Origin of the sequence: Pseudomonas tensinigenes, from assembly GCF_014268445.2 — a bacterium.
GTDB classification, from domain to species: Bacteria; Pseudomonadota; Gammaproteobacteria; order Pseudomonadales; family Pseudomonadaceae; genus Aquipseudomonas; species Aquipseudomonas tensinigenes.
Map to the genome: position 1 here is coordinate 3,410,955 of NZ_CP077089.1, position 21,768 is coordinate 3,432,722.

A 21,768-nucleotide genomic window follows, 5' to 3' on the forward strand; every position below is an offset into this window, starting at 1 on the left:
AGTTGAAAGAGGCCGTTTATGAACAGACTGTTCGAGATGCTCGAGCGCCTGTCCCTGCGCAGCAAATTGATCATCGGCTTCGCCGCGCTGCTGATATTGATCCTGATACTGGGCGTGCAAAGCCTGCGCACCCAGTATTCGCTCAGAAATGAAATGCAGCAGTTGTACCAACAGGATCTGGTGGGTATCCAGCATGTGCAGGAGGTTCGGGTGCAGTTGCCGCATCTGTTGCTCGCCATGCAACGTGCAATCGCTACCAACAACGCGGACATTCGTATCAGCGCCAGAGCCCAGATGAATGTCGCCCAAACACGACTCCATGAAGCGCTGGAGCAGGTTCGTCCAACACTGCGCAGACAGAGCAGCATCAGCAGCCTGCTGGAATTCGAACGGGTATTGCAGCGTCTGCAAAAAGATGGCGATGAAGCGTTGGAGTTCGCCGGCAAGGGTTCCTTGGGGCAAGCCTTGATGTTGCTCAACAGCAAGGATTTTCTTGCGCTGGAGCAGGGCGGCGACGGGCTGCTCAACCAGATCGAGAAAAACAAGGAAACCGACATCCACGATACAGCGAAGAACCTGGCTGAATACGCAGAGCGTAGTACTGCGATCACGTACATCTTGCTGTTGGGTGGTTCGACGCTGGCCTTGTTGTTGACCTGGCTGGTCAGTTATTCCATTCGCGTGCCGTTGAATCGCGTACGCGTGGCCGTGGATGAATTGGCGTCGGGCAAGCTGGACGGCCAGATCCCGCACACCGACCTGCGCAACGAGACCGGCGACCTGGCGCGTGCCATCGCGACGCTGCAGGTGGAGGCTTGTCAACTTGAACGCCAGCGTTGGGTAAAAGCTCACGCCTCGCTCCTGCAAGTCGATCTGCAACAGGCCGAGACACCGCAACAATTGGCTCAGGCTTTTTTCAGCCGCATCGCGCCCCGTTTGGGCATGTGCCAGGGGGCGCTTTACGTGCTCTATGAGGGCGCGTCGCGCCTGCAATTAGTCGGCGGTTACGCGGTGGACAGTGAGCACCCGTTGCCCGCCGAGCTTGAACTCGGTGAGGGGTTGCTTGGCCAGTGCGCACTGGATCGCCAACCCCGTCAGCTTGAGGATCTGCCCGAATCGTTCTGGCATGTGCGCGCGCAGTTGGGCGCAGTTGCCGCCAGCCATCTGCTGGTGCAGCCGGTGCTGCGTGGCGAGCGCCTGCTCGGGGTTGTGGAAATGGCAGGCTTTCGCTCGCTGGAGGAGCAAGAGGCGTTGCTCCTGCAAGAAGTCCTGCCCAGGCTGGCCGGTGCGATGGCCATTATGGAACGCAGCGAGGCAGCCCAGGCGCTGCTGCAGGAAACTCGACGTCAGGCTGACGAAATGGGCGCGCAAACCTTGCAACTGGAACACCAGGCCAGAGAGCTGGAGGCCCAGCAGGCAGCACTGCGCGCCACCGAGGCCTGGTATCGCGGCATCATCGAGGCAGCACCGGACGGCATGCTGGTGCTGGGGGCTGACGGCCGCATCCTGATGACCAACCCGCAAATGGACACCTTGTTTGGCTACGCCCCCGGCGAGCTGATTGGCGCCAGCATCGAGCGTCTGGTACCGCAGGCTGCCCGCGAGCGCCATGTCAAGTTACGCGACGGCTTCATTGCCAGCGGCGGAACCCGGCAGATGGGCGGCGATCTCGACGATCTGAGCGGGGTACGCAAAGACGGCAGCCTGTTCTCCGTGGAAATCGGCCTTTCTCATCTACCGCGTCTGGAGGGTCGTGGTGTCTGCGTGTGTGCCTCGGTGCGTGACGTGAGTGATCGCCGCGCGATGGAAGCCCGGCTGCGAACCGCCAGCGATCGCCTGAACCTGGCACAAGAGGCCGGTGACATCGGGCTGTTCGACGTCGATCTGGTCAGCGGCACAAATTATTGGACGCCCCAGCTCGAAACCCTGTTCGGACTTGAGCCTGGCGGATTCGGTGGCACGTTGGCGCACTGGCAGGCGCTGATGCACCCCGAAGATGTGGCACGGGTCAGCAGCGCGTTCGAGAGCGCCATCCAGAGTGGCAATGACCGCGTCGAGTTCGACTTCCGGATCGTCCGCAAAAACGATGGACGGGTGCGCACGCTCCGGTCGCTGAACCGCTTCTCACGCACGCCTGACGGTAAGCCATTGCGCGCCACCGGTATCAACATCGACGTCACCGCACTGGCAGAGGCAAGGGCTGCGGCCGAAGAAGCCACGCAGGCCAAGAGCGAGTTCCTCGCCAACATGAGTCATGAAATCCGTACGCCGATGAACGCCATCATCGGTATGAGCCACTTGGCGTTGCGTACCGAACTGGACAAACGCCAGCGCAACTACATTGAAAAGGTCCACCGCTCGGCGGAGAACCTGTTGGGGATCATCAACGACATCCTCGACTTCTCCAAGATCGAGGCCGGCCGGATGAACCTCGAACAGGTGCCGTTCCGCCTCGAAGACGTACTCGACAGCTTCGCTGCCATGATTGGCCTGAAGACCGAGGACAAGGGCCTCGAGTTGTTGTTCCAGATCCCGCCCGACTTGCCCACGGCGCTGCTGGGCGATCCTCTGCGGTTGGGGCAAGTGCTGATCAACCTCGGCAACAACGCGGCCAAATTCACCGAGCACGGCGAGATCGTGGTCGGTCTGGAAGAAGTGGGTGTGCACTCGGACAGCGTGGAGCTGCATTTCTGGGTGCGCGACACCGGCATCGGCATGACCGTCGAGCAGTGTTCACGCCTGTTTCAGTCATTCAGTCAGGCGGACACTTCGATCACCCGCAAATATGGCGGCACCGGATTGGGATTATCTATTTCCAAGAAACTGGTGGAGCTGATGGCCGGCCGAATCTGGGTCGAGAGCGAGCCGGGAGTCGGCTCCACGTTTCACTTCCAGGTTCAACTCGGCGTACAGCAAAATGTTCTGCCGCGTCGCATGTTCAAGGCTGGCGAGCTGTTGGGCATGCGCGTGCTTGTCGTGGATGACAACACCAGTGCCCGTGAAATTCTCTCGGGCATGGCACGCAGCTTTGGCCTGGAAGTGGACGTCGCGCAGAGCGGTAGTCTGGCGCTGCGCATGTTGGCCGACGCCGAGCGCAAGGCACTGCCTTACGATCTGGTCTTGATGGACTGGCGCATGCCCGGCATGGATGGCATGGAAACCGTGAGCAGAATGCATTCCGCCAGTCTGCTGCGCACGCCATCGGTCATCATGGTGACGGCTTTTGGCCGCGAAGAAGCCCGCGAAGAAGCCGAACGCCAAGGCATCCAGTTGCCGGTGGTACTGACCAAACCCGTCACGCCGTCATCGTTGCTCGAAGCCATCGGTGTCGTGCTGGGCAGAGACACGCACAGCGATACTCGGGCTGGCGAACGCTCCCAACACAATGCCAGTACCGTCGCCAGTCTCAATGGCGCGCGGCTGCTTCTGGTCGAAGATAACGAGCTGAATCAGGAACTGGCCAGCGAGTTGCTGGAGAGCGTCGGAATACGCTTGCGACTCGCCACGCACGGCCAGGAGGCCTTGGATATTCTCGGCGAAGATGGCGACTTCGATGGCGTGCTGATGGATTGCCAGATGCCTGTGATGGATGGCTACACGGCCACCCGGCAAATTCGCCAGCAACCGCGCTTCAGCACGCTTCCGGTGATCGCCATGACCGCCAATGCCATGGACGGTGACCGCGAGCGCGCGCTCGAATGCGGCATGAACGACCATATTTCCAAACCACTGAATGTCGAAACCATGTTCGCCACGATGGCAAAGTGGATCAAACCAAGAACCACTCAAGCACCGCTGATCTCAGGTTTCGCCGATGGCTTGCCAGAGCGTCTTGAGGGCATTGACCTGGCGGCGGGTCTCGCCACCTGCATGGGCCGGCGGGATCTCTACTTACGTCTGCTCTGCAAGTTTCGCGATTCGCAGACGGACTTTGCCGAGCAATTCCAGTCCGCACGGATCGATCCGGATCCTGCTGCCCCCGGGCGGCTGGCGCACAGTTTGCGCGGCACCGCCGGCAACCTCGGCGCCAAAGCCTTGGCGCAGGCTTGCGCTTTGTTGGAACAGGCCTGCCAGGACGGCGAGCCGGCTACAGTAGTGCAAGCGCTAGCGATGCAGGTCGAGCAGTGCTTGCGCCCGACCCTGGCGGCTCTGGCCAACCTTAAGGCGGACACAACGGCCTCCACGGATGACGAGCGGCTGGACGAATCGGCAATCAGCGAGCAGATGAACAGGCTTATTGTTCTTTTGGACGAAGGTGATACGGCGGCTTTGGACGTGCTGGCGGCACTGCGCAACAGTTCACTCGATCGAGCGTTGGCAGAACGTCTGACACTCGTCGCGGCGCAGGTGGAACTGTTCGACTTTGATCGCGCCTTGCAGCTTCTTCAGGATAAATGAGCTGGGCGAGCAGGTAGGCCGCTCACCTTTAACGGCAGTTGGTTGGGGGCGGCATGCTGTTCTTTCTCGCATGGCGAAAAAAGCTGAAGCGTAAGCGAAATAAAACTCTGCTTCAGTCTATTGCTGCCAGCCAGTAGCGGACATTCGTGATGGGCAATTTCCGGTCGGAAGCAGATTCTTCAACCTAAGACCAACTTGCCTATCCCCTGCACGGTCACGTAGTAATATCGGCACTTCACTCGTGACATTGGTACGGAAATGCCAGCAGAAATAATGCAACAGGATGGGCTGAAGCTGACCATCACGCCGTGTAGCAGCCGGATTGGCTGTATCGTCGTTCGACTCGCGGGCACTGATCTACACGCAGAAATTACAACGGAATGGACCTCCTCTGCCGATCACCTGCCTCGACTCGACGGATTCTTCGCGTCGGTTGGGCAGCTTGAGGAAGGGGTTTCTAAAGAGTGGCTTTCTGAGAGCCAGGATTTTGCGCTTTCGGCCTGTTTAGATCCTCATTTCCCGGGTTTGGTGTTCTTGCGCGTCTACTTGGGTTCAACGTCAGATGACGACTGCGACTGGCAAATAAATGGGTCTTTGTTGGTCCTCCCCAGCCAGGTTGAGCGCTTTGCAAAAGACTTGTCCGCAATTTAACGGCGCAGTCGGAGTCAAGTCTTTGAACCGCAAATCTGCAACCTGGCGTGTTGGTCGCTAGCTTTTTTTAGCGGAAGCTTTCGCCCAGAAGTAGACCCTCACCTTGAAACGAGTAGAAGCAAGAAGATTCGGAGTAGGAAAATGCAATGTACCTGCAACGCTAAGGGCGAACTTGTAGAGATTGGTCAGAGGTACACGGCGTTTGTCGCAGGAATGCGCTGCCTTGCAACGGCGGACTGGGTCAAACTATTGCAATGCCCCGGGTGTGGGCAGCTTTGGCGAACCGATGAGTGGGATAAATATCAACCGCTGTACGCGCGCAAACTGGACTCGCCCGAGGGCTGGGAATCAGCTGATATGGAGTCCTTGATCAAGCTACGCATCGTCGAGAATCATGGCGGTCTGGATACGTCTGCTTGTCTGGCGAAGGACTGCAAGCAACATGTACTCAAGGGACGAGCCTATTGCGTTGACCATTTTTATGAAACCGGAGCGAGAGGTTGAACCGTTGAAACTGGTCAGAAGAGCGGGATTAAAGGACAGATCACTTTTTTCTGAATGTGGTCTGTCCCTGAAATCTCCGCCAGCCACTCACCCCTTCAACGACATCGGTTTTTCCCCACCCGGAGGCAAGCCAAACAGCCTCCGCACCCCATTAAGAAACGCCCCATAAGGTCGACCGAGCACCAGCATCATCACCGCCGCACCCAGTGTACCACGCACCAGACCTTCTCCCGATGCACCACTGAAGGCAATGATCGCCGCATAGATCGGCACCTGAAAACTGACCAGGGCGATGCTGTCCCAGAGCAACCTCGACAGCCGACCCTGACCGGCGCGCGTCATCAGCCAATCGCGCCAGACACCGTAAGGTCGCGCGACCGGAATCATCAGCGCCGCGCCCAGCAGGCGCGCCTGCAGAACCTGATCCCAGGTCATGCCGGCAATGAAACGTTCATTTATGATGCCGGTGGTGGTGAAAAACAGGATCAGCGCCGTGGTGTCTGCGATAAATGCAGTCCGACGCGCTGGCTGTTGCAGGTGTTGCGGCACATTATTTCTCCTGACAGTTATAGGCCAGTGCTTCATCGTGCTGTGACAGCCACAGCACCGCGAGGTGCAGAGATTCGCCACAGTTTCGCCGTCTGAAAATAATCTGAACCGCTGTCGGACCTGCTCGCCTAATGATTAGCTTGTGGTCAATCGCACAGGCCCCGTGTCAATAACGGCACACTCCGAGAGGTGGTCAACGTGGCTAAAGACGAAAAGAAAAGCAAAGACAAAAAAGGTGACGCTTCGAAAGCCAGCAAGGACTTGAAAGACAAAAAGTCATCACCCGAGAAGAAATCAGCGGCGGCTTCGGCGCTTTCAAAGTCCTCCGACAAGGACAAGAAAGACAAGAAAAAAGACGCCGAGCCGAAGAAGTCTGCCAAAAAAGCGGATAGCAAGCCTGAGAAGGCCAAGGATTCGAAGAAGGCTGATAAGCCGGCTAAAAAGAAAAAGTGATCCTGAAAACAATAAAAAACCCGGCATTCAAACCGGGTTTTTTATTGCCTGCTATTTGGAGATCAGAGCGCCGCTTTCACCTGCAAACCAAACACCAGCGCATTGTCGATGTCCTGCCCGGAAAACGCGCCCGGTTCGATGATGTACTGCATATTCGGGCGCAGGGTCAGCCAAGGCGTGGCCTGATATCCGTAGCCGAGTTCGATCAATTGCTCGGCGCTGTCCAGGTTCGGGAACGCCGTGCCGTTGTTCAAAGCGGCGTCTTGCAGCACGTCACGGCTGCGCGGGTTAGGCACGGCGCGACCATAACCCAGCGCAACGGTGTCACGTGGGCGACCTTCGAACGGTTTGTACAGAACCACGCCGGTGCCGTACCACTTGCTGAACGGCGAAGCCCCTTCGCTGGCCGCCGAGTATTGGCCGAAGGCATGCAGGCTGCGGCCTTCGGACGTCGGCGAATTCCAGACGGCCTGATCGATCAGCAGGTAATGACCGCCACGGCCGGAGACTTCGTCGTCGCTGCCGATACGCTTTACGTCGGAGCTGTCGTAGTAGTAGCCGAGCTTGTATTCGCCAGGCAGATCACCCGCGTGCTTGTACACAAGCTCGATCGGCACCACGGTGCCGGTGGTGTGTTTCGGGCCAAGATGCCAGGCGCGACTGGAGTTGCCGTTGCTTTCCGGATCGACGTTGAACGCGGCCACGCGCAGTTGCCACGAGGACGACAGGTCGTATTTTACCCGCACGCCCAAATGCGCATTGGGATAGTTGGTCCAGCCACTGCCGCCGGACATGTTCAGCGGGTGACCGCAGAAACCGGCGTTCATGAAGTTGCACAGAATGCCGCTGTCGAGGCCGCCGAGGTCATTACCCATGGCCATGTAACCGAGCTTCACGTTGAGCGCCGGGGTGAACAGGCTGCGCTCGTAACTCAGTTCGGTCAGGCGCGTGTACAGGCCACCGTAGTTTTCCTGAATCGGCAGACGGTTGCCGACCAGATCTTCCGAAGCGCTGTTGCCGCGACGGTCGTTGATGGTCAGCTGGACCTTGCCGGCATTGTCGACGCCGTACAGTTTGCTCAGGTCGAACTGCACGCCGAGTTTGATGTTCTGCGAGTAACGCGCCGAGCGATGCAGGCCGCCGTCGGCGTTGTATGCCATTTCACCGCTGTAATCGCCGGTGAACTTGATGCCTTGTTCATCCATCTGGTGACGCAAGCCACCCCAGTCACCGGTAAGGGTGCTGCGGGTCAACAGATCGGAATCGTTGTCGGCCAGCGCGGGGAGGGTAGTGGTGCATGCGACGCCCAGCAACAGGCCTTTGAACAGGTCGGAACGGGAAAAACCAACAGCCGATAGCATGTAAATCTTCCTGCAGAAAACTTGAGCAATAGGGGGAAAGCAGCGCGGCACCCGAAGGTGCCGCGCTCAAAGCAAGCGTCCGCGTTTAACGTGGACGCTGGGGGTTACGGCAAGGCGTAAGCCATCACGTAGTCGCCGCGATCGGTCGACTGACGCGCACCACCGGCGGTGATAACGATGTACTGCTTGCCGGTTTTCGGCGAAACATAGGTCATCGGGCCGCCCTGGCTGCCGACAGGCAGACGTGCTTTCCAGACTTCTTCACCGTTGCCGCTGTTGAACGCGCGCAGGTAGAAGTCCTGGGTGCCAGCGATGAAGATCAAACCACCTTGGGTCGACAGGGTGCCGCCGAGGGTTGGCAGACCGATCTTGATCGGCAGGTGCATGCGGATGCCCAGTGGACCGGTGTCTTCAACGGTGCCGACCGGAACCTGCCAGGCGATTTTCTGGGTCTTCATGTCGATCGCCGTCAGCGTACCGAACGGTGGCGCCTGGCAAGGAATGCCGGCGACCGACAGGAAGCGGTTTTTGTTAACGGCGTATGGCGTGCCTTTCAGCGGTACGGCGCCCATGCCAGTGTTCAGCGCTTCGCCACCGCCAGCGGCCTGGCCTTTGTTCTGTGACGGAATCATCTGAATCCACAGACCCAGACGCATGTCGTTGACGAAGATGAAACCGTGCACCGGGTCAGTGGAGATGCTGCCCCAGTTCATGCCACCCAGCGAACCCGGGAAGCTCAGCGATTTGTCCATGCCCGGCGCGGTGTACAGGCCGTCGTAGCGCATGCCTTTGAAGTCGATGCGGCAGAGCAACTGGTCGTACGGAGTGGCGCCCCACATGTCCGATTCAGTCAGGTGCTGAGCACCGATTTCTGGCATGCCCACCGATTTCGGCTGGGTAGGGGAGTACGGTTCGTTCGGGATGTTCGCCGCTTTCACCGGTACTTCTTTAACGTCAGTCAGCGGTTTGCCGGTGGCGCGGTCGAGCACGTAGATCTGCCCGGCCTTGGTGCCGATGACCAGCGCCGGAATGCTTTTGCCGTCCTTGGTGAAGTCGATCAGGCTCGGCTGCATCGGCAGGTCGAAGTCCCAGAGATCGTTGTGCACGGTCTGGAACACCCAGCGCTCGTCACCGCTGGTGGCGTCCAGCGCGAGAATCGAAGCGCCGTAGGTGTGATCGAGTTTGCTGCGCTCGACACCATAGATGTCGGTGGACGAGCTGCCCATTGGCAGGAACACGGTGTTGGTTGCCGGGTCGTAGGACATCGGCGCCCAGCTGTTCGGCGTGCTGCGCACGTAGGTGCTGCCGTCGGCCGGTGCCTTTTTATCCTGCGGGTTGCCCGGGTCGAACGCCCAACGCATGGCGCCGGTGATCACGTCGAAACCACGGATCACGCCGCCGGGCATGTCGGTCTGCACGTTGTCAGCTACGCGACCGCCAACCACCACGGTGGTGCCGGCCATCAGCGGAGCGGAGGACAACTGGTAGTAGCTGTCCGGGACATTACCCAAACCGGCCTTCAGATCTACCTGACCGTTGTTGCCGAAACCCTGGCAGAACTCGCCGGTGTCCGCATCGACTGCGATCAGACGGGCATCAATGGTGTTGGTCAGCAGACGACGCTGGCAATTGGCGGCCGGCGCAGGCTTGGCTTCGATGATCGACGAGTTGCTCGGCTGAGCAATCGCTTTGGTGGCGTCGAAATAGGCCATGCCACGGCAGCGCTGCCAGACTTTCGACTGGGCGTTGATCGCGTTCTTCCACAGCTCTTTACCGGTGTCGGCATCGAGGGCGATCAAATTGTTGTGCGGGGTGCAGATAAACACCTTGTTGCCAATCTGCAGCGGGGTGAGCTGGTCTTCAGCACCGTTGCCATCGCTCTCGGCGACGTCGCCGGTGTGGTAGGTCCACGCGACTTTCAGCTTGTCGACGTTGTTGCGGTTGATCTGGTCCAGCGCAGCGAAGCGGCTGCCACCTTCGGTATTACCGTAGTGCGCCCAGTCCTTTTGCGCCTTGTCCGGCTCGACCGGGGTCAGGCCTGGGCCAGTGCCGGTTGCCGCCACGGTTGGATGGGCGACAAACATATTGCCGGCCGCTACAACCACGCCGACTGCCAGCACCGCCGCCACAGCGTAAGCGCCGCGACCGGCAACGCCACCGTTGGCACGCTTGAGCAGCGGATAAACCAGCGCCACGACCAAGCCGATCACACTGAACATGAACAGGCGCGAGAACACCGGCCAGAACACCAGCCCGGCATCGCTCACCGCCCAGATCGCGGTGCCCACCAGGAACGCGGCGAACAGCCACGCACCGGCCAGCTTGAAGCGCGCGATCAGCAGACCGGAAACGGCCATGACCAAGCCACCCACCAGGAAGTACCACGAGCCTCCCAGGCTGACCAACTTCACGCCGCCCGCAGCCAGCGCCAAGCCGAGCAGGGCGATGACGACGCCCAGCCCGATCAGAATGAATTTTGATATGCCCGAGAGGCGTTGACTCTGCTTCACGTTGAGTGTCCCGTTGAAATGAGGCGCGCATTATATAGTTAGGTAACTACCTAGTTAAATCACAAATTTCAACGTGAAGCGTAGTTCGCGGTTTTGACTCGCGCCTGCTGGGGGCTCAGATGTGGAAATGTCTGTCGAAATGCGCACAAAAATAGCTGTTATGTCAGATTCATTGTGATTTGTGACAGATATAAGATGCCGTGCCCTCAGGCGTAATGGATTTTTTCCGGGTTGTAAATGCGACGAATAACCGCCAGACAGCCCGACCCAGAGCAGTCGATGGGCGCATCGAGCTATATGGATATGCTTTTTTAATCTTGGAATTCGCCACGGTTTACCGCTCAACTGGCGCCTTTTTGATAGGTGGCTAGTTATGTCCGAGCGATGCGAGGTAGTGGTTCTGGGCTTGGGCGCCATGGGCGCGGCGACGGTTTATCAGCTGGCGAAAGCGGGAGTGAACGTTGTCGGTATTGATCGTCATCACCCACCACACAACCTCGGTTCCAGCCACGGTGATACGCGCATTACTCGGCTTTCAGTAGGAGAGGGCGCGCAATATGTGCCCATCGTGCGCAATTCTCATCGCATCTGGCGCGAGCTTGAGGCACTGACCGGGGAATCGCTGTTCGAACAATCGGGTCTGCTGGTGCTGACGTCGAGCGCCGAGTTCGATCCTGAAGACCCGACCGACTTCACCTTGCGTACCATCGGCTTGGCGCAAACCTACGGCATTGAGCACGAAGTCTTGCCCGCCGAACAGATTCGCCAACGCTTCCCGCAATTCGCCAACGTGCACGACTCGGCCGTCGGCTATTTCGAGCCGGGTGGCGGCTTCGTGCGCCCCGAGCGCTGCATCGATGTACAGCTCAAGCTGGCCGAGCAACAGGGTGCGACGCTTTATAAAGGCGAGACCGTCACTGGGATCAGCTCGAACGAGGAGGGTGTCACGGTCACCACGGACCGGCGCACGCTGTTTGCCAATAAGCTGGTGATCAGCGCGGGCAACTGGAACGGCGAGTGGCTCGGTGAGCCGTATGAGAATCTGCTGACTGTTTACCGGCAAAAACTGTTCTGGTTCGAAGTGGATGAGAACGCCGGACTGGTTGGCCACTCACCGACGTTCATCTTCACCCACGGTCGCGGCGACGACAAAATCAACTACGGCTTTCCCGCGCTACCCGGCGAAAGCAGCATGAAAATCGCCACCGCGCAGTACCACACCGCAACGTCAGCGCAGGCCATTGATCGCACGGTTTCAGCGGCCGAAGCGCGAGATATGTTCGAGCATCAGGTGCAAGACCGCATCGCCGGCGTGACCTCGAAAGTCCTCAAGTCGGCGGTCTGCGCCTACACCGTGACGCCAGACCGCCATTTCATCATCGATGAACATCCTTCGCTGCAACACACGCTGTTCGTGTCGGCCTGCTCCGGGCACGGTTTCAAGCATTCCGCCGCGCTCGGCGAAGCATTTGCGCAGTGGTGCATGCGCGGCTCGACGGACCTGGATCTGTCCTCTTTCTCCCTGAAACGCTTCGAAGGAAAACTATCGTGAAACGCGTCGCGCTCTCTGTGGGATGTGGTGCCGGCCTTCTGATTCAGTCGGGAGCTGCCGTAGATGCTCACGGCTCCCGACATCTTCAAGCGTTCTCTTCAAGCCGGCGCACATCGCCCAAGGAATCACGCTGCATCGACTGCAGGTTTTTCTCGATGGTTTCGCACAGCGCTTCCATCTGAATCTGGTGTTCGCTTTGGCGAAACGGGCTTTGCAGATCGGTGCCGATGCGTTCGATGGCCAGCAGCATAAAACCGACCACGGTCGAAGCCAACGGCGTGAACCAGCCCAAAGACTCCACCAGCCCGACGGGCACGATCAGGCAGAACAGTGAAATAAACAGCCGTGGGAAATACACATAAGGGTAGGGCAGCGGCGTATTCGCGATCCGCTCCATGCCGCCCTGACTGTTGGACAGATCCACCAATGTCGACTCCAGCCGCGCCAGGCGAATGCTGTCCAGGCGCCCGGCCTTGTATTCCCGCGCGAGCAAAGTCGCCGAGCCGGTGAGGATATCGTTGGCAAAATTATTGGTCGTGCCACTGCGGGCGAATTCATCGGCGGGAATAAACGCGCGGACTTCCTCAGGGCAGGGCTGGCCTTGCAGATGCGCCGCGAGGCAATTCACATAGGCGACGTGGCGGCGCAACAGGGTCGACTTGACCGGATTGACCTCGCCGTCGGGATCATCCAGCAACGTCAGCACCTGCCGGGCGAAGCTGCGCGAATTATTGATCATCGAACCCCACAACGTGCGTGCTTCCCACCAGCGGTTGTAAGCGCTGCTGTTGCGGAAACTGATCAGCACGATCAATGCCGAACCCAATAACGTCAGGGGCATCAATGGCAGATTCAGCTTGGCGTTGAGGAACAGCATGAAATCGACGGTGACGGCGATGTCCCAGAGCAGCAGCCAGAACAACGCCCAGCCGACATAGCCCAGAGTCTTGATGATCAAACGGTATTTTCTGACGATGACTGCTTTCAAACGGAAACCTCGTGGCGAGCGGTAAGCGTTAACGCTTTAGCTCGGACGCTGTTTTCGCGGGAAAGGTTCGGTCAATAGTCTGGCAATCGGCGTCTGGACTTTTCCGGGGTGATCATCGCCAAAGGTTTATACCCTACGTTCTCGCTACGCCCGGCACATCCATGTTGATCTTGCGCCAGAAAGCTTCCGCCAGACTGTAGACCGAGAAGGCAATCAGCCCCAAGGCCATCACCATCAAAATCAGCCAGCCAGCGGGTAGATTCTGCAGCGCATCGAGCGCTTCCTTCATTCCAGGTGGATCCATGGCTTGGTAGGTAGAACCACTGACGGCCAGCAGCAATGCAATCTCGATAAACACCACTCCGCGCGCTATCAGACCAAACCGCGAGACCGGGCGGACGTAGCGCATGACATCCTCTTCGGCCTCGAAATACTTCTCGAACGACGCTTTCCAGCCCTTGAAGATGTGAGCAATGCCCACCCCAAGCGGAATGAGGGCGATCAGGTACACCAGCCAGTTCGAATGTTCCCAGGACAGCAAATGCGCCAGCCAGTCTTTGGTTTGTCCTGCGGAATCGCCCGAGCTTTTAATCCCGCTGATGAGTAGACCCAATGCAAAAAACGCCAGAGCAGCGTTGACCAAACCTCCGACAAACAGCCCTGTGCGAATCACCAGACCTTTGAGTTGTTTGCCGTGATGATCGACATCACGCGTTGCCTGCAGGACGCGCCAGGCGGCAAATGCGAGCAGTCCCGCCACGACAAGTCCAACCAGAAAATAGCCGAATGGCTGGCCCAGCAAGGCTTCCAGACTCTTGTGACTGTCCTTCGGCTTGGTTGAATCCTGGGCTGCCAGTAACGCAAAGATACCTATGATCAGATACAGCATTCCTCGGGCGGCGTAGCCTCCCCGAGCGAGGATGACAAGGTTGCTTTGCGCGGACATGGGACGTATTCCTGAGAGGTCATAGGAGAGCAGACCCTTCTGGTCGGGAGGGGTTCTATGACCTGTCGAGGAATGCAGTGTCTTCTCCAGGACATCGGTGCCGAGGCTGTTCACACCACGTCGTTTCGTTGCCGGCCAATAAAGCCGACGCAGAGTAGCCGCGCGGCTCATTCTGCGAGCGCTTTGGCCCTGGCAATTGAAAACGCTTTCGGCAGATTGGCACCATTCTTCACCGCAAGAATCTCCGCCATCACGCTAACGGCGATTTCCGCAGGGGTCTTGCTGCCGATATACAGACCGATCGGCCCGTGCAGGCGCTCAAGCGACGCTTCGGTTTCACCAAAATGTTCGATCAGGCGTTCGCGGCGCAGTTGGCTGTTGCGTCGCGAGCCGATGGCGCCGATGTAGAACGCCGGGCCGTGCAGCGCTTCGAGCAGGGCCAGATCGTCGAGTTTGGGGTCATGACTCAAGGCGACGATGCAGGTGCGCAGATCGACCGCGAAGTCGCGAACCACGTCGTCCGGCATGCCGACGATGCGCTCCACGCCATCCACCGCCCAGGTCTCGATGTACTCGGGGCGCGGATCGCACACCGCCACCTTGAAACCGTTGAACAAGGCCATGGTCGCCAGATACTCGGCCAGCGCGCCGGCCCCGATCATCAGCATCCGATAGCCCGGTCCCAAGGTGTTGAGCATCTGCGCGCCATCGAAGCTGAATTGTTCTGGCGTCGCGGTCGGTTCGAGCATGACCTGACCGGACTCCAACGCCAGACGACGGCGAACCAGTTGCCCGGCGTCCAGTTGCGCCAGCAGCTCATCAAGCGACTGCCACGCCGGGTTGAACTCAAGGATCAGTTCCAGCGTGCCACCGCAGGGCAGGCCGAAGCGATGCGCTTCATCGGCACTGACGCCATAGCGCACCACTTGCGGTGCGCTGTCGCTAAAAGCGCTGCCGCCATGGGCGGTGGTATAGCGATGAATCAGATCGTCTTCAATGCAGCCACCGGACACGCTGCCCATTACGCGCCCATCGTCACGCAAGGCCATCATCGACCCCGTCGGACGCGGCGAAGAACCCCAGGTGCGCGCCACCGTGGCGAGCAACACGCGCTCGCCAGCGGCAAGCCAGTCCCGCGCCGTGCGCAGGACCAGCAAGTCGATGCTTTCCATCAGTCTCTCCTCTTAGCGCATCTGCAGGATGATCGGGCTGCTGCTGGCCGGATCAGTGTGTTCACGCAGTTTGCCCACCGCCTGCGCATCGACAGCACTGGCCTGATTGCCCCAGGTGCTGCGCATGAAGGTCAGCACTTCGGCGATCTGCTGATCCGACAACTGCTCACGGAAGGCCGGCATGCGATAGGCATCCGGCACGCCAGCCGCGACGACACGCTGCGAACCATTGAGGGTGATGTTGATCGCCGAGGCGCTTTCCTTGGCCAGTGCCGAGGTGGCGCCGGCCAGCGGCGGCATCCATTCAGGTTGCCCCTTGCCGTCGAGGCCGTGGCAGGAAGCACAGCGCGCCACGTAGGTATGCGCACCGGGTGAGTCCAGACGTTGCGCTGCTGAAACCGCTTGATACTGCCACGGCGCGCCATCCCGTTCGCGATCCCCGGGAAGCGACTTCAGGTAGTGGGCAATCGCGCTCAGATCGTCATCGCTCATGAACTGCGTGGAGTTGTTGAACGCTTCGGTCATCGAGCCGTAGACCACCGCATGTTGGTTGCGACCGCTCTTGAGGAACTGCACGATCTCAGGCTCGCTCCAGCGGCCCAGGCCGGTGTTGTGATCATCGCGCAGGCTCGGCGCGTACCAGCCATCGAGCAAGGCGCCGGCGAGGTACGGTTTACCGGATTCATCCAGTGCCTTCTCGTTGAACGCCAGACCGCGCGGGGTGTGGCAACTGCCGCAGTGTCCGGCGCCCTGAACGAGGTAAGCGCCACGGTTCCAGCGTTCATCCTGCGACGGTTTGGGCGCATACGGTTCGGCATCGACAAACACACCGTTCCACAGTGCAATTGGCCAGCGCAGGTTCAGCGGAAAGGGAATGGCGCTGGGGATATTCGCCTGTTTCACCGGCGCCACGCCTTTCATGAAGAACGCATACAACGCACGCACATCATCGTCACTGAGTTTGGCGTAGGACGGGTAGGGCATCGCCGGGTACAACCGGCGACTGTCGGGTGCCACGCCGTGGCGCACCGCCCGGTCAAAATCCGCCAGGCTGTAGTGGCCGATGCCGGTTTCGGTGTCCGGGGTGATATTGGTCGCGTGGATTGAGCCCAGCGGTGTGGCCATTTCCAGACCGCCGGCGAACGGCGCACCGCCCGGCACGCTGTGACAGGCCACGCAATCGCTGAGCCGGGCGACGTATTCGCCTCGCGCGACCAGTGCCGGGTCGATATCGGCCACGGCGATCTGATGGGTTTCAAGGCGCGAGACAGGCTCGCGAGTGACATACCAGGCCAGCAGGCCTGCCGCGACCAGGCACGGCACTGCCAGCCAGCCAGCGGTTCTTGCGAATCGGCTGTTATTCATGGACGCTCCGGCGCTGATCAAGTGAAGGTGTGTCGGCTCATGGGCAGGCTGCGCACCCGCTGACCGGTTAGCCTTGCCACCGCGTTGGCGACGGCGGGCGCGACCGCTGGCAACGGCGGTTCACCGATGCCACCCATTTTTTCGCCACTCTCGACCACACGCACATGGACCCGAGCCATCCGCGCAGGCGGCAGGATCGGATACAAGTCGTAGTTGCGCGCCCGGGGTTTGCCATCAATCCACACGGCTTCTTCCACCAGGGTTTGCGACAGCCCCAGCGCCACGGCGCCATTGACCTGAGCCTCGACAATCGCTGGGTTGACGATGCTGCCCGGGTCAATCGCCTGCCAGATGTCGTGCACCTTGACCTGGCCGTTCTCGATGGACACCTCGGCGATCACCGCCGTCTCCGTACCGAACGGCGAAGCCATGGCCACGCCGCGCGCACGTCGGCTGCCATCCTCGGCGGTAAACGGCCCACGCTTCCAGCCGCCCGACAGTTCAGCCACCGCTTGCAGCAGCGTGGTCAGGCGTTTGTTGTCACGCAGCAGATGCAGGCGCAGGTCAAACGGGTCCTTGCCGCCCTTGTCAGCCAATTCATCGAGGAACGATTCATAGAAGAAGTCGTTGAGCGAATTGCCCACCGAACGCCAGTAACCGAGCATCGCCGGGCCTTTGACGTAGATCTGCGCGATGCGTTTGTTGGGGATCGCATAGGTTTTGCCTGACAACCCTTCAAGCGCTGTGGGGTCGAGTTTTTCACCCTGTTTACCGGCGAGGGCTTCGGTCGGGCCTTCGGTGGCACTGATCGCTTCGATTGCCAGCGGCCAGCCGTCGTTGTCCAGCGCGGCGCGGAAATTCACTGCAGCAACGGGACGGAGCACGTCACGCAGGAACTCTTCTTCGCGGCTCCAGATCAGTTTGACCGGACGTCCAACCGCTTTCGCCAGCGCGATCGCTTGCGGATAGGGACTGGCCGAGTCGTAGAGAAAATGCCGACCAAAGAACCCGCCCAGCAGCGGCGAATGCAAGGTGATGCGCGAAATATCGAGGCCCGTACGCTTGGCGATATCCGCGCGGAACATGTCCGGCGCCTGATTCGGCAGCCAGACTTCCAGCGAACCGTCCGGATTGAATCGGGCCAGTGCCGAAGGCGGTTCCAGTTGACCGTGGTTCAGGTATTGGTTGTGGTAAGTGGCGTCGATGCGGGTCTTGGTTTCCTTGAGAATCGCCGCCACGTCGCCTTCGTTTTCATCATCCTTGGCCGGGCCTTTGTCTTCAGCGAGGCGCTTGAACCAGGCATCGCTGGAAAAGTCGGCGGGCATCGGCCGCACTTTGCTCTCGGCCGTTGGCTCTTGCCAGTCGACCTGGATCGCCTCGACCGCACGTTTGGCGTGCCACCAGCGCTCGGCGACCACCGCCACTGCACCCGGCAGACGGTGCACGGAATGCACGCCTTTCATGGCCTTGACCTGCTCTTCGTTGCGCAGGTTGCCCACGGTCATTCCCAGGCGCGGGGCGTGTTGCACGGCAGCGTGGAGCATGTTGTCGACCTTCAGGTCGATGCTGTACAGCGCCTTGCCGGTGGACTTGTCGTAGGCATCGAGGCGCTTCACCGGTTTGCCGATCCAGCGGAACTGGCTCGGATCACGCAGTTGCACCGAAGCCGGATCGGGAACCGGCAGATCCATCGCCCGCTCAGCCAGTTCACCGTAGGCCAGCGAGCGGCCCGACTTGGCATGCACGACTTTGCCGGGCTCGGTGCTCAACTCGCTCACCGGCACGCCAAGTTGCTGCGCGCCCGCCTGCAACAGCATGGCGCGGGCGAGGGCGCCGAGGCGACGCATGACCGGGTAGCTCATGCGCACCGACATGCTGCCGCCGGTGATGCGCATGCCGTTTTCCAACACTACATAGGCTTCGCCGGGCGGCGCGGCTTCGACTAGGAAGGTCGCCGGGTCGGCATCCAGTTCTTCACCGACAATCTGCGCCATCGCCGTGAACGTGCCTTGTCCGCCTTCCATAAACGGGCAGAGCAGACGCACGCGGTTGTCCGGACGGATCTCGAGAAACGCCGGCACCTGCGTGCCGCGTTCGGCCGTCGCCGCTGCAACGGCAGCTTGCACGCGCGTTGTACCGAGCGGCAGACCGAAACCGAGGACCAGCGCGCCGACGGCCGTACCGGTGAGAAAACGTCTGCGCGATACATTGATCGGTTCGCGCAGGTCCAGTGCTGAGGCTTGCAGTGAAGGGTCGATTCGAACGTTCATCACGCGTCTCCCTTGCCGGCCAGCTCATGCATGGCGGCATGAATCGCGTTGTAAGTGCCGCAGCGGCACAGATTGACCATCGCCGCCTCGATCTGCGCATCACTCGGCTTGGGGTTTTGCTTGAGCAACGCGGTGGCGGCCATCACTTGCCCGGACTGGCAGTAACCGCACTGCGCGACTTGCAGATCGACCCAAGTCGACACCACCCGTTTGCCCACGTCATCGCTTTCGATGGCTTCAATGGTGGTGACCTCGCGGCCGACCACACCCGCCACCGGCGTGACGCACGAGCGCACCACATTGCCGTCCACCAGCACGGAGCAGGCGCCGCATTGCGCCAGCCCGCAGCCGTACTTGGTCCCGGTCATGCCCAGGTCATCGCGGATCACCCACAGCAAGGGCGTATCGGCGTCGGCATCGACCTGATAGGTCTTCTGGTTGATTCGTAGTTCCATGATTCACCCGCTGATCATCGGTTGACGTGCATTGTTATGAGCGGTGACACGCGGCGAGGCGCATCACCGTTTTTCGTTCAATTCGCTACTGTGCCCAGGGCTTCTGCTTCAAATGGCTGCCCGCGCAGAAGGGCGATGTCACGACTCGGCGCGGTGCCGAACAGGCGGCCATATTCGCGGCTGAACTGCGAAGGACTTTCATAGCCGACCGCAAACGCCGCCCGCGAAACGTCGAGGCGCTCGACCAGCATCAGCCGCCGCGCTTCGTTGAGCCGCAGCCATTTCTGGTACTGCAGCGGACTCATGCCAGTGAGCTGACGGAAATGATGGTGAAAGGTTGGCGCGCTCATCTGCACTCTCGCAGCCAGATCGTCGATGCGCAGGGCATCGGTGTAGTTGACCTTGAGCCAGTCAATCGCTTTGGCGATGCGATAACCCTGACCATCGACGGCCGTGATCTGCCGCAGCCGCGCGCCTTGGTCGGTGTGCAGCAGCCGATAGTGGATTTCGCGCAGAATCAGCGGCGCCAGCACCGGGATCGCCTCGGGTTCATCGAGCAATGCCAGCAGGCGATCAAGCGCGCCCTCCAGCGCAGACGACAGGCTGCCAATCGCGGCGCCCGTGCCCGTTGCTGGCTGCCGCTTGGCCGGCAAGCCGCTCTTGGTGATGACTTCGGCGAGCATGCTCACATCCAGTTTCAGCACCAGACCGACACAGGGCTGTTCGGGACTGGCAAGCGTCACTTCGGAGTTGGCGGGCAGGTCCAGCGACGTCACCAGAAACCGTGACGGGTCATAGCTGTAACCCTCACCACCGACCCACAAGCGCTTTTCACCGCGACCGACGAGAATCAGGCTGGGTTCGATCATGCACACCACGGGCGGTGCTGGTTGGTCGCGACGAAACAGCGACAAGCCGGGTATGGCCGTGGCGAAGTCACCCGGCGCGCTCACGCGCGGGTCGATGTTCACCGCCAAAGGCGATTCCTCGGGCAGAGGGGTTGGGATCATGTCGGGTCACTCCTGTTGAGCGAACTCTAATGCGCGCGCGAGACGTTTCCTATCCATCACCCTGCATCGCCAGAGGATCAGGCAAGCATTCAAGAGGAATGCACTAGGGAAGGGCCGGATTGACCGGGAGAATGTGTCTATCTGTTTCAGGGGCGGTGCCAGGATGGGCGACACACTGCTTGCCCCTGCGCATCACATCCACCCGTTTTTTCGCATCACAGGTCGTTCCAATGACATTTCCTTCTACAGATCCTTCCAAAAAAACAGGCGGCTGGAGCGCCGTGCTGGCCATGTCGCTGGCCGCATTCGCTTTGGTCGCTTCAGAATTCATGCCGGTCAGCCTGCTGACGCCGATTGCGGCAGACCTGCACATCACCGAAGGCCAGGCCGGGCAGGGCATTTCCGTGTCCGGTGCCTTTGCCTTGATCACCAGTCTGTTGATCGCCTCGGTCGCCGCGCGCGTCGAACGCAAGAAATTGCTGCTGGGCCTGACCTTGCTGATGATCGTCTCCGGTACGGTCGTCGCGGTCGCGCCGGGTTATCCGTCATTCATGGTTGGGCGCGCCTTGATCGGGATCGCGATTGGCGGTTTCTGGTCACTCTCGGCAGCGACTGCAATACGTCTGGTGAAGCCTGAACAGGTTTCGCGAGCGCTGGCCATCGTCAATGGCGGTAACGCGCTGGCCACGGTTATCGCCGCTCCGGCGGGCAGTTTTCTTGGTTCGCTGATCGGCTGGCGTGGCGCATTCTTCTGTGTGGTTCCGGTCGCCGTGCTGGCCGCTGTCTGGCTGCTGATCAGCCTTCCGTCGTTCAAGGCCGAGCGCCAGGCCGGTAGCGGCAACGTTCTGCGGCTGATGAAGCAATTGCCCGTCGCCTTGGGTATGGTCGCCGTCAGCGTCTTTTTCATGGGCCAGTTCATGCTGTTCACCTACCTGCGGCCCTTTCTTGAAGGCGTGACGGGCGTCAGTGTTTCAACGTTGTCCTTGATGCTGCTGGGGCTGGGACTGGCCGGTTTTATCGGCACCTTTCTGATCGAACGGTTTATGGGGCGCGGCCTCTACCGCACGTTGACCGTCATCCCGCTGATCATGGCGGCCATCGCGCTGGCGTTGGTCAGCTTCGGCAAATCACCGGTGCTCACCGCCATGTTGCTCGGACTCTGGGGACTGGTTGCCACGGCCGCGCCGGTCGGCTGGTGGACATGGCTGGCGCAGACGCTGCCGGATGATGCGGAAGCCGGAGGCGGCTTGCTGGTGGCGATTGTTCAACTGGCGATCGCGGGAGGCGCAATCATTGGTGGTCTGGCTTTTGATTTGAGTGGTTATAAAGCTACGTTCGAGCTTAGCGCCGCGGTGTTGGTTGTCGCGTCTGTGCTGGCCTGGCTGGCGGGGCGCAATGCCACGGAGGTTCATCTTGTCGAGGCGAATACGCCGGCGGGAGCTTGATGCCCATCTGAAATTGGGCGAGTGTAGAACGTCAGTTTTCAGCATCTGTACTGGCGCAGCTCGTTGACCCAATAAAGCCAGACTTGACCGAGTCTTCGATCGCGAGAATTGACGGTGCCCGCGGTTAAGCGGGCACTGC

The 21,768-nt window shown here is 60.2% G+C and carries 15 protein-coding genes; 5 read left to right on the forward strand and 10 right to left on the reverse strand.

Annotated features, from left to right (window positions below):
* Window positions 1–18: 18 nt before the first annotated feature.
* Together HU718_RS14995 and HU718_RS15000 are read left to right on the forward strand one after the other, a co-directional pair.
* Window positions 19–4,398, forward strand: coding sequence for a response regulator (locus HU718_RS14995; RefSeq protein WP_186615233.1), 4,380 nt, complete (start codon window positions 19–21; stop codon window positions 4,396–4,398).
* 258 nt (window positions 4,399–4,656) lie between these two features.
* Window positions 4,657–5,049 carry a hypothetical protein gene (locus HU718_RS15000; protein ID WP_224796889.1) on the forward strand — a complete coding sequence of 131 codons (393 nt, stop codon included), beginning with the start codon at window positions 4,657–4,659 and terminating at the stop codon, window positions 5,047–5,049.
* 591 nt (window positions 5,050–5,640) lie between these two features.
* Here HU718_RS15000 and alaE read toward each other — a convergent pair.
* Window positions 5,641–6,102 carry an L-alanine exporter AlaE gene (gene alaE, locus HU718_RS15005; protein WP_186615232.1) on the reverse strand — a complete coding sequence of 154 codons (462 nt, stop codon included), beginning with the start codon at window positions 6,100–6,102 and terminating at the stop codon, window positions 5,641–5,643.
* Window positions 6,103–6,291: 189 nt separating this feature from the next.
* On the opposite strand from alaE, the gene HU718_RS15010 reads away from it, so the two are divergent.
* Complete coding sequence (locus HU718_RS15010; RefSeq protein ID WP_180988086.1) at window positions 6,292–6,555, forward strand: hypothetical protein; 264 nt, start codon at window positions 6,292–6,294, stop codon at window positions 6,553–6,555.
* A 62-nt stretch (window positions 6,556–6,617) separates the two neighbouring features.
* Here HU718_RS15010 and HU718_RS15015 read toward each other — a convergent pair whose 3' ends face one another.
* On the reverse strand, window positions 6,618–7,916 hold the full coding sequence (locus HU718_RS15015; RefSeq protein ID WP_186615231.1) for a carbohydrate porin: 1,299 nt from the start codon (window positions 7,914–7,916) through the stop codon (window positions 6,618–6,620).
* 104 nt (window positions 7,917–8,020) lie between these two features.
* Complete coding sequence (locus tag HU718_RS15020) at window positions 8,021–10,426, reverse strand: glucose/quinate/shikimate family membrane-bound PQQ-dependent dehydrogenase (protein WP_186615230.1); 2,406 nt, start codon at window positions 10,424–10,426, stop codon at window positions 8,021–8,023.
* Window positions 10,427–10,799: 373 nt separating this feature from the next.
* Here HU718_RS15020 and solA point away from each other — a divergent pair, with 373 nt between their 5' ends.
* Window positions 10,800–11,978, forward strand: a complete 1,179-nt coding sequence (gene solA / locus HU718_RS15025) for an N-methyl-L-tryptophan oxidase (RefSeq protein WP_186615229.1) — start codon at window positions 10,800–10,802, stop codon at window positions 11,976–11,978.
* Window positions 11,979–12,063: 85 nt separating this feature from the next.
* Here the strand turns inward: solA and HU718_RS15030 are convergent, their stop codons facing one another.
* The 7 genes from HU718_RS15030 to HU718_RS15060 all read right to left on the reverse strand — a co-directional run bounded on the left by HU718_RS15030 (window position 12,064) and on the right by HU718_RS15060 (window position 20,184).
* The gene (locus tag HU718_RS15030; RefSeq protein ID WP_186615228.1) at window positions 12,064–12,966 is read right to left on the reverse strand and encodes a bestrophin family protein; all 903 of its coding nucleotides are present in this window, start codon (window positions 12,964–12,966) and stop codon (window positions 12,064–12,066) included.
* Window positions 12,967–13,099: 133 nt separating this feature from the next.
* The gene (locus tag HU718_RS15035; RefSeq protein ID WP_186615226.1) at window positions 13,100–13,912 is read right to left on the reverse strand and encodes a DUF1206 domain-containing protein; all 813 of its coding nucleotides are present in this window, start codon (window positions 13,910–13,912) and stop codon (window positions 13,100–13,102) included.
* Between the two features lie 167 nt (window positions 13,913–14,079).
* The gene (locus HU718_RS15040) at window positions 14,080–15,084 is read right to left on the reverse strand and encodes an XdhC family protein (protein WP_186615224.1); all 1,005 of its coding nucleotides are present in this window, start codon (window positions 15,082–15,084) and stop codon (window positions 14,080–14,082) included.
* 12 nt (window positions 15,085–15,096) lie between these two features.
* Complete coding sequence (locus HU718_RS15045) at window positions 15,097–16,449, reverse strand: c-type cytochrome (RefSeq protein WP_186615222.1); 1,353 nt, start codon at window positions 16,447–16,449, stop codon at window positions 15,097–15,099.
* A gap of 17 nt (window positions 16,450–16,466) precedes the next feature.
* Complete coding sequence (locus HU718_RS15050) at window positions 16,467–18,719, reverse strand: xanthine dehydrogenase family protein molybdopterin-binding subunit (protein WP_186615220.1); 2,253 nt, start codon at window positions 18,717–18,719, stop codon at window positions 16,467–16,469.
* The gene (locus HU718_RS15055) at window positions 18,719–19,174 is read right to left on the reverse strand and encodes a (2Fe-2S)-binding protein (RefSeq protein ID WP_038361490.1); all 456 of its coding nucleotides are present in this window, start codon (window positions 19,172–19,174) and stop codon (window positions 18,719–18,721) included. The genes HU718_RS15050 and HU718_RS15055 overlap by 1 nt, the downstream gene beginning before the upstream one ends.
* A gap of 77 nt (window positions 19,175–19,251) precedes the next feature.
* Window positions 19,252–20,184, reverse strand: a complete 933-nt coding sequence (locus HU718_RS15060) for an AraC family transcriptional regulator (RefSeq protein ID WP_150706662.1) — start codon at window positions 20,182–20,184, stop codon at window positions 19,252–19,254.
* 230 nt (window positions 20,185–20,414) lie between these two features.
* Here HU718_RS15060 and HU718_RS15065 point away from each other — a divergent pair, with 230 nt between their 5' ends.
* Window positions 20,415–21,629, forward strand: a complete 1,215-nt coding sequence (locus tag HU718_RS15065) for an MFS transporter (protein WP_186615261.1) — start codon at window positions 20,415–20,417, stop codon at window positions 21,627–21,629.
* Window positions 21,630–21,768: the final 139 nt, after the last annotated feature.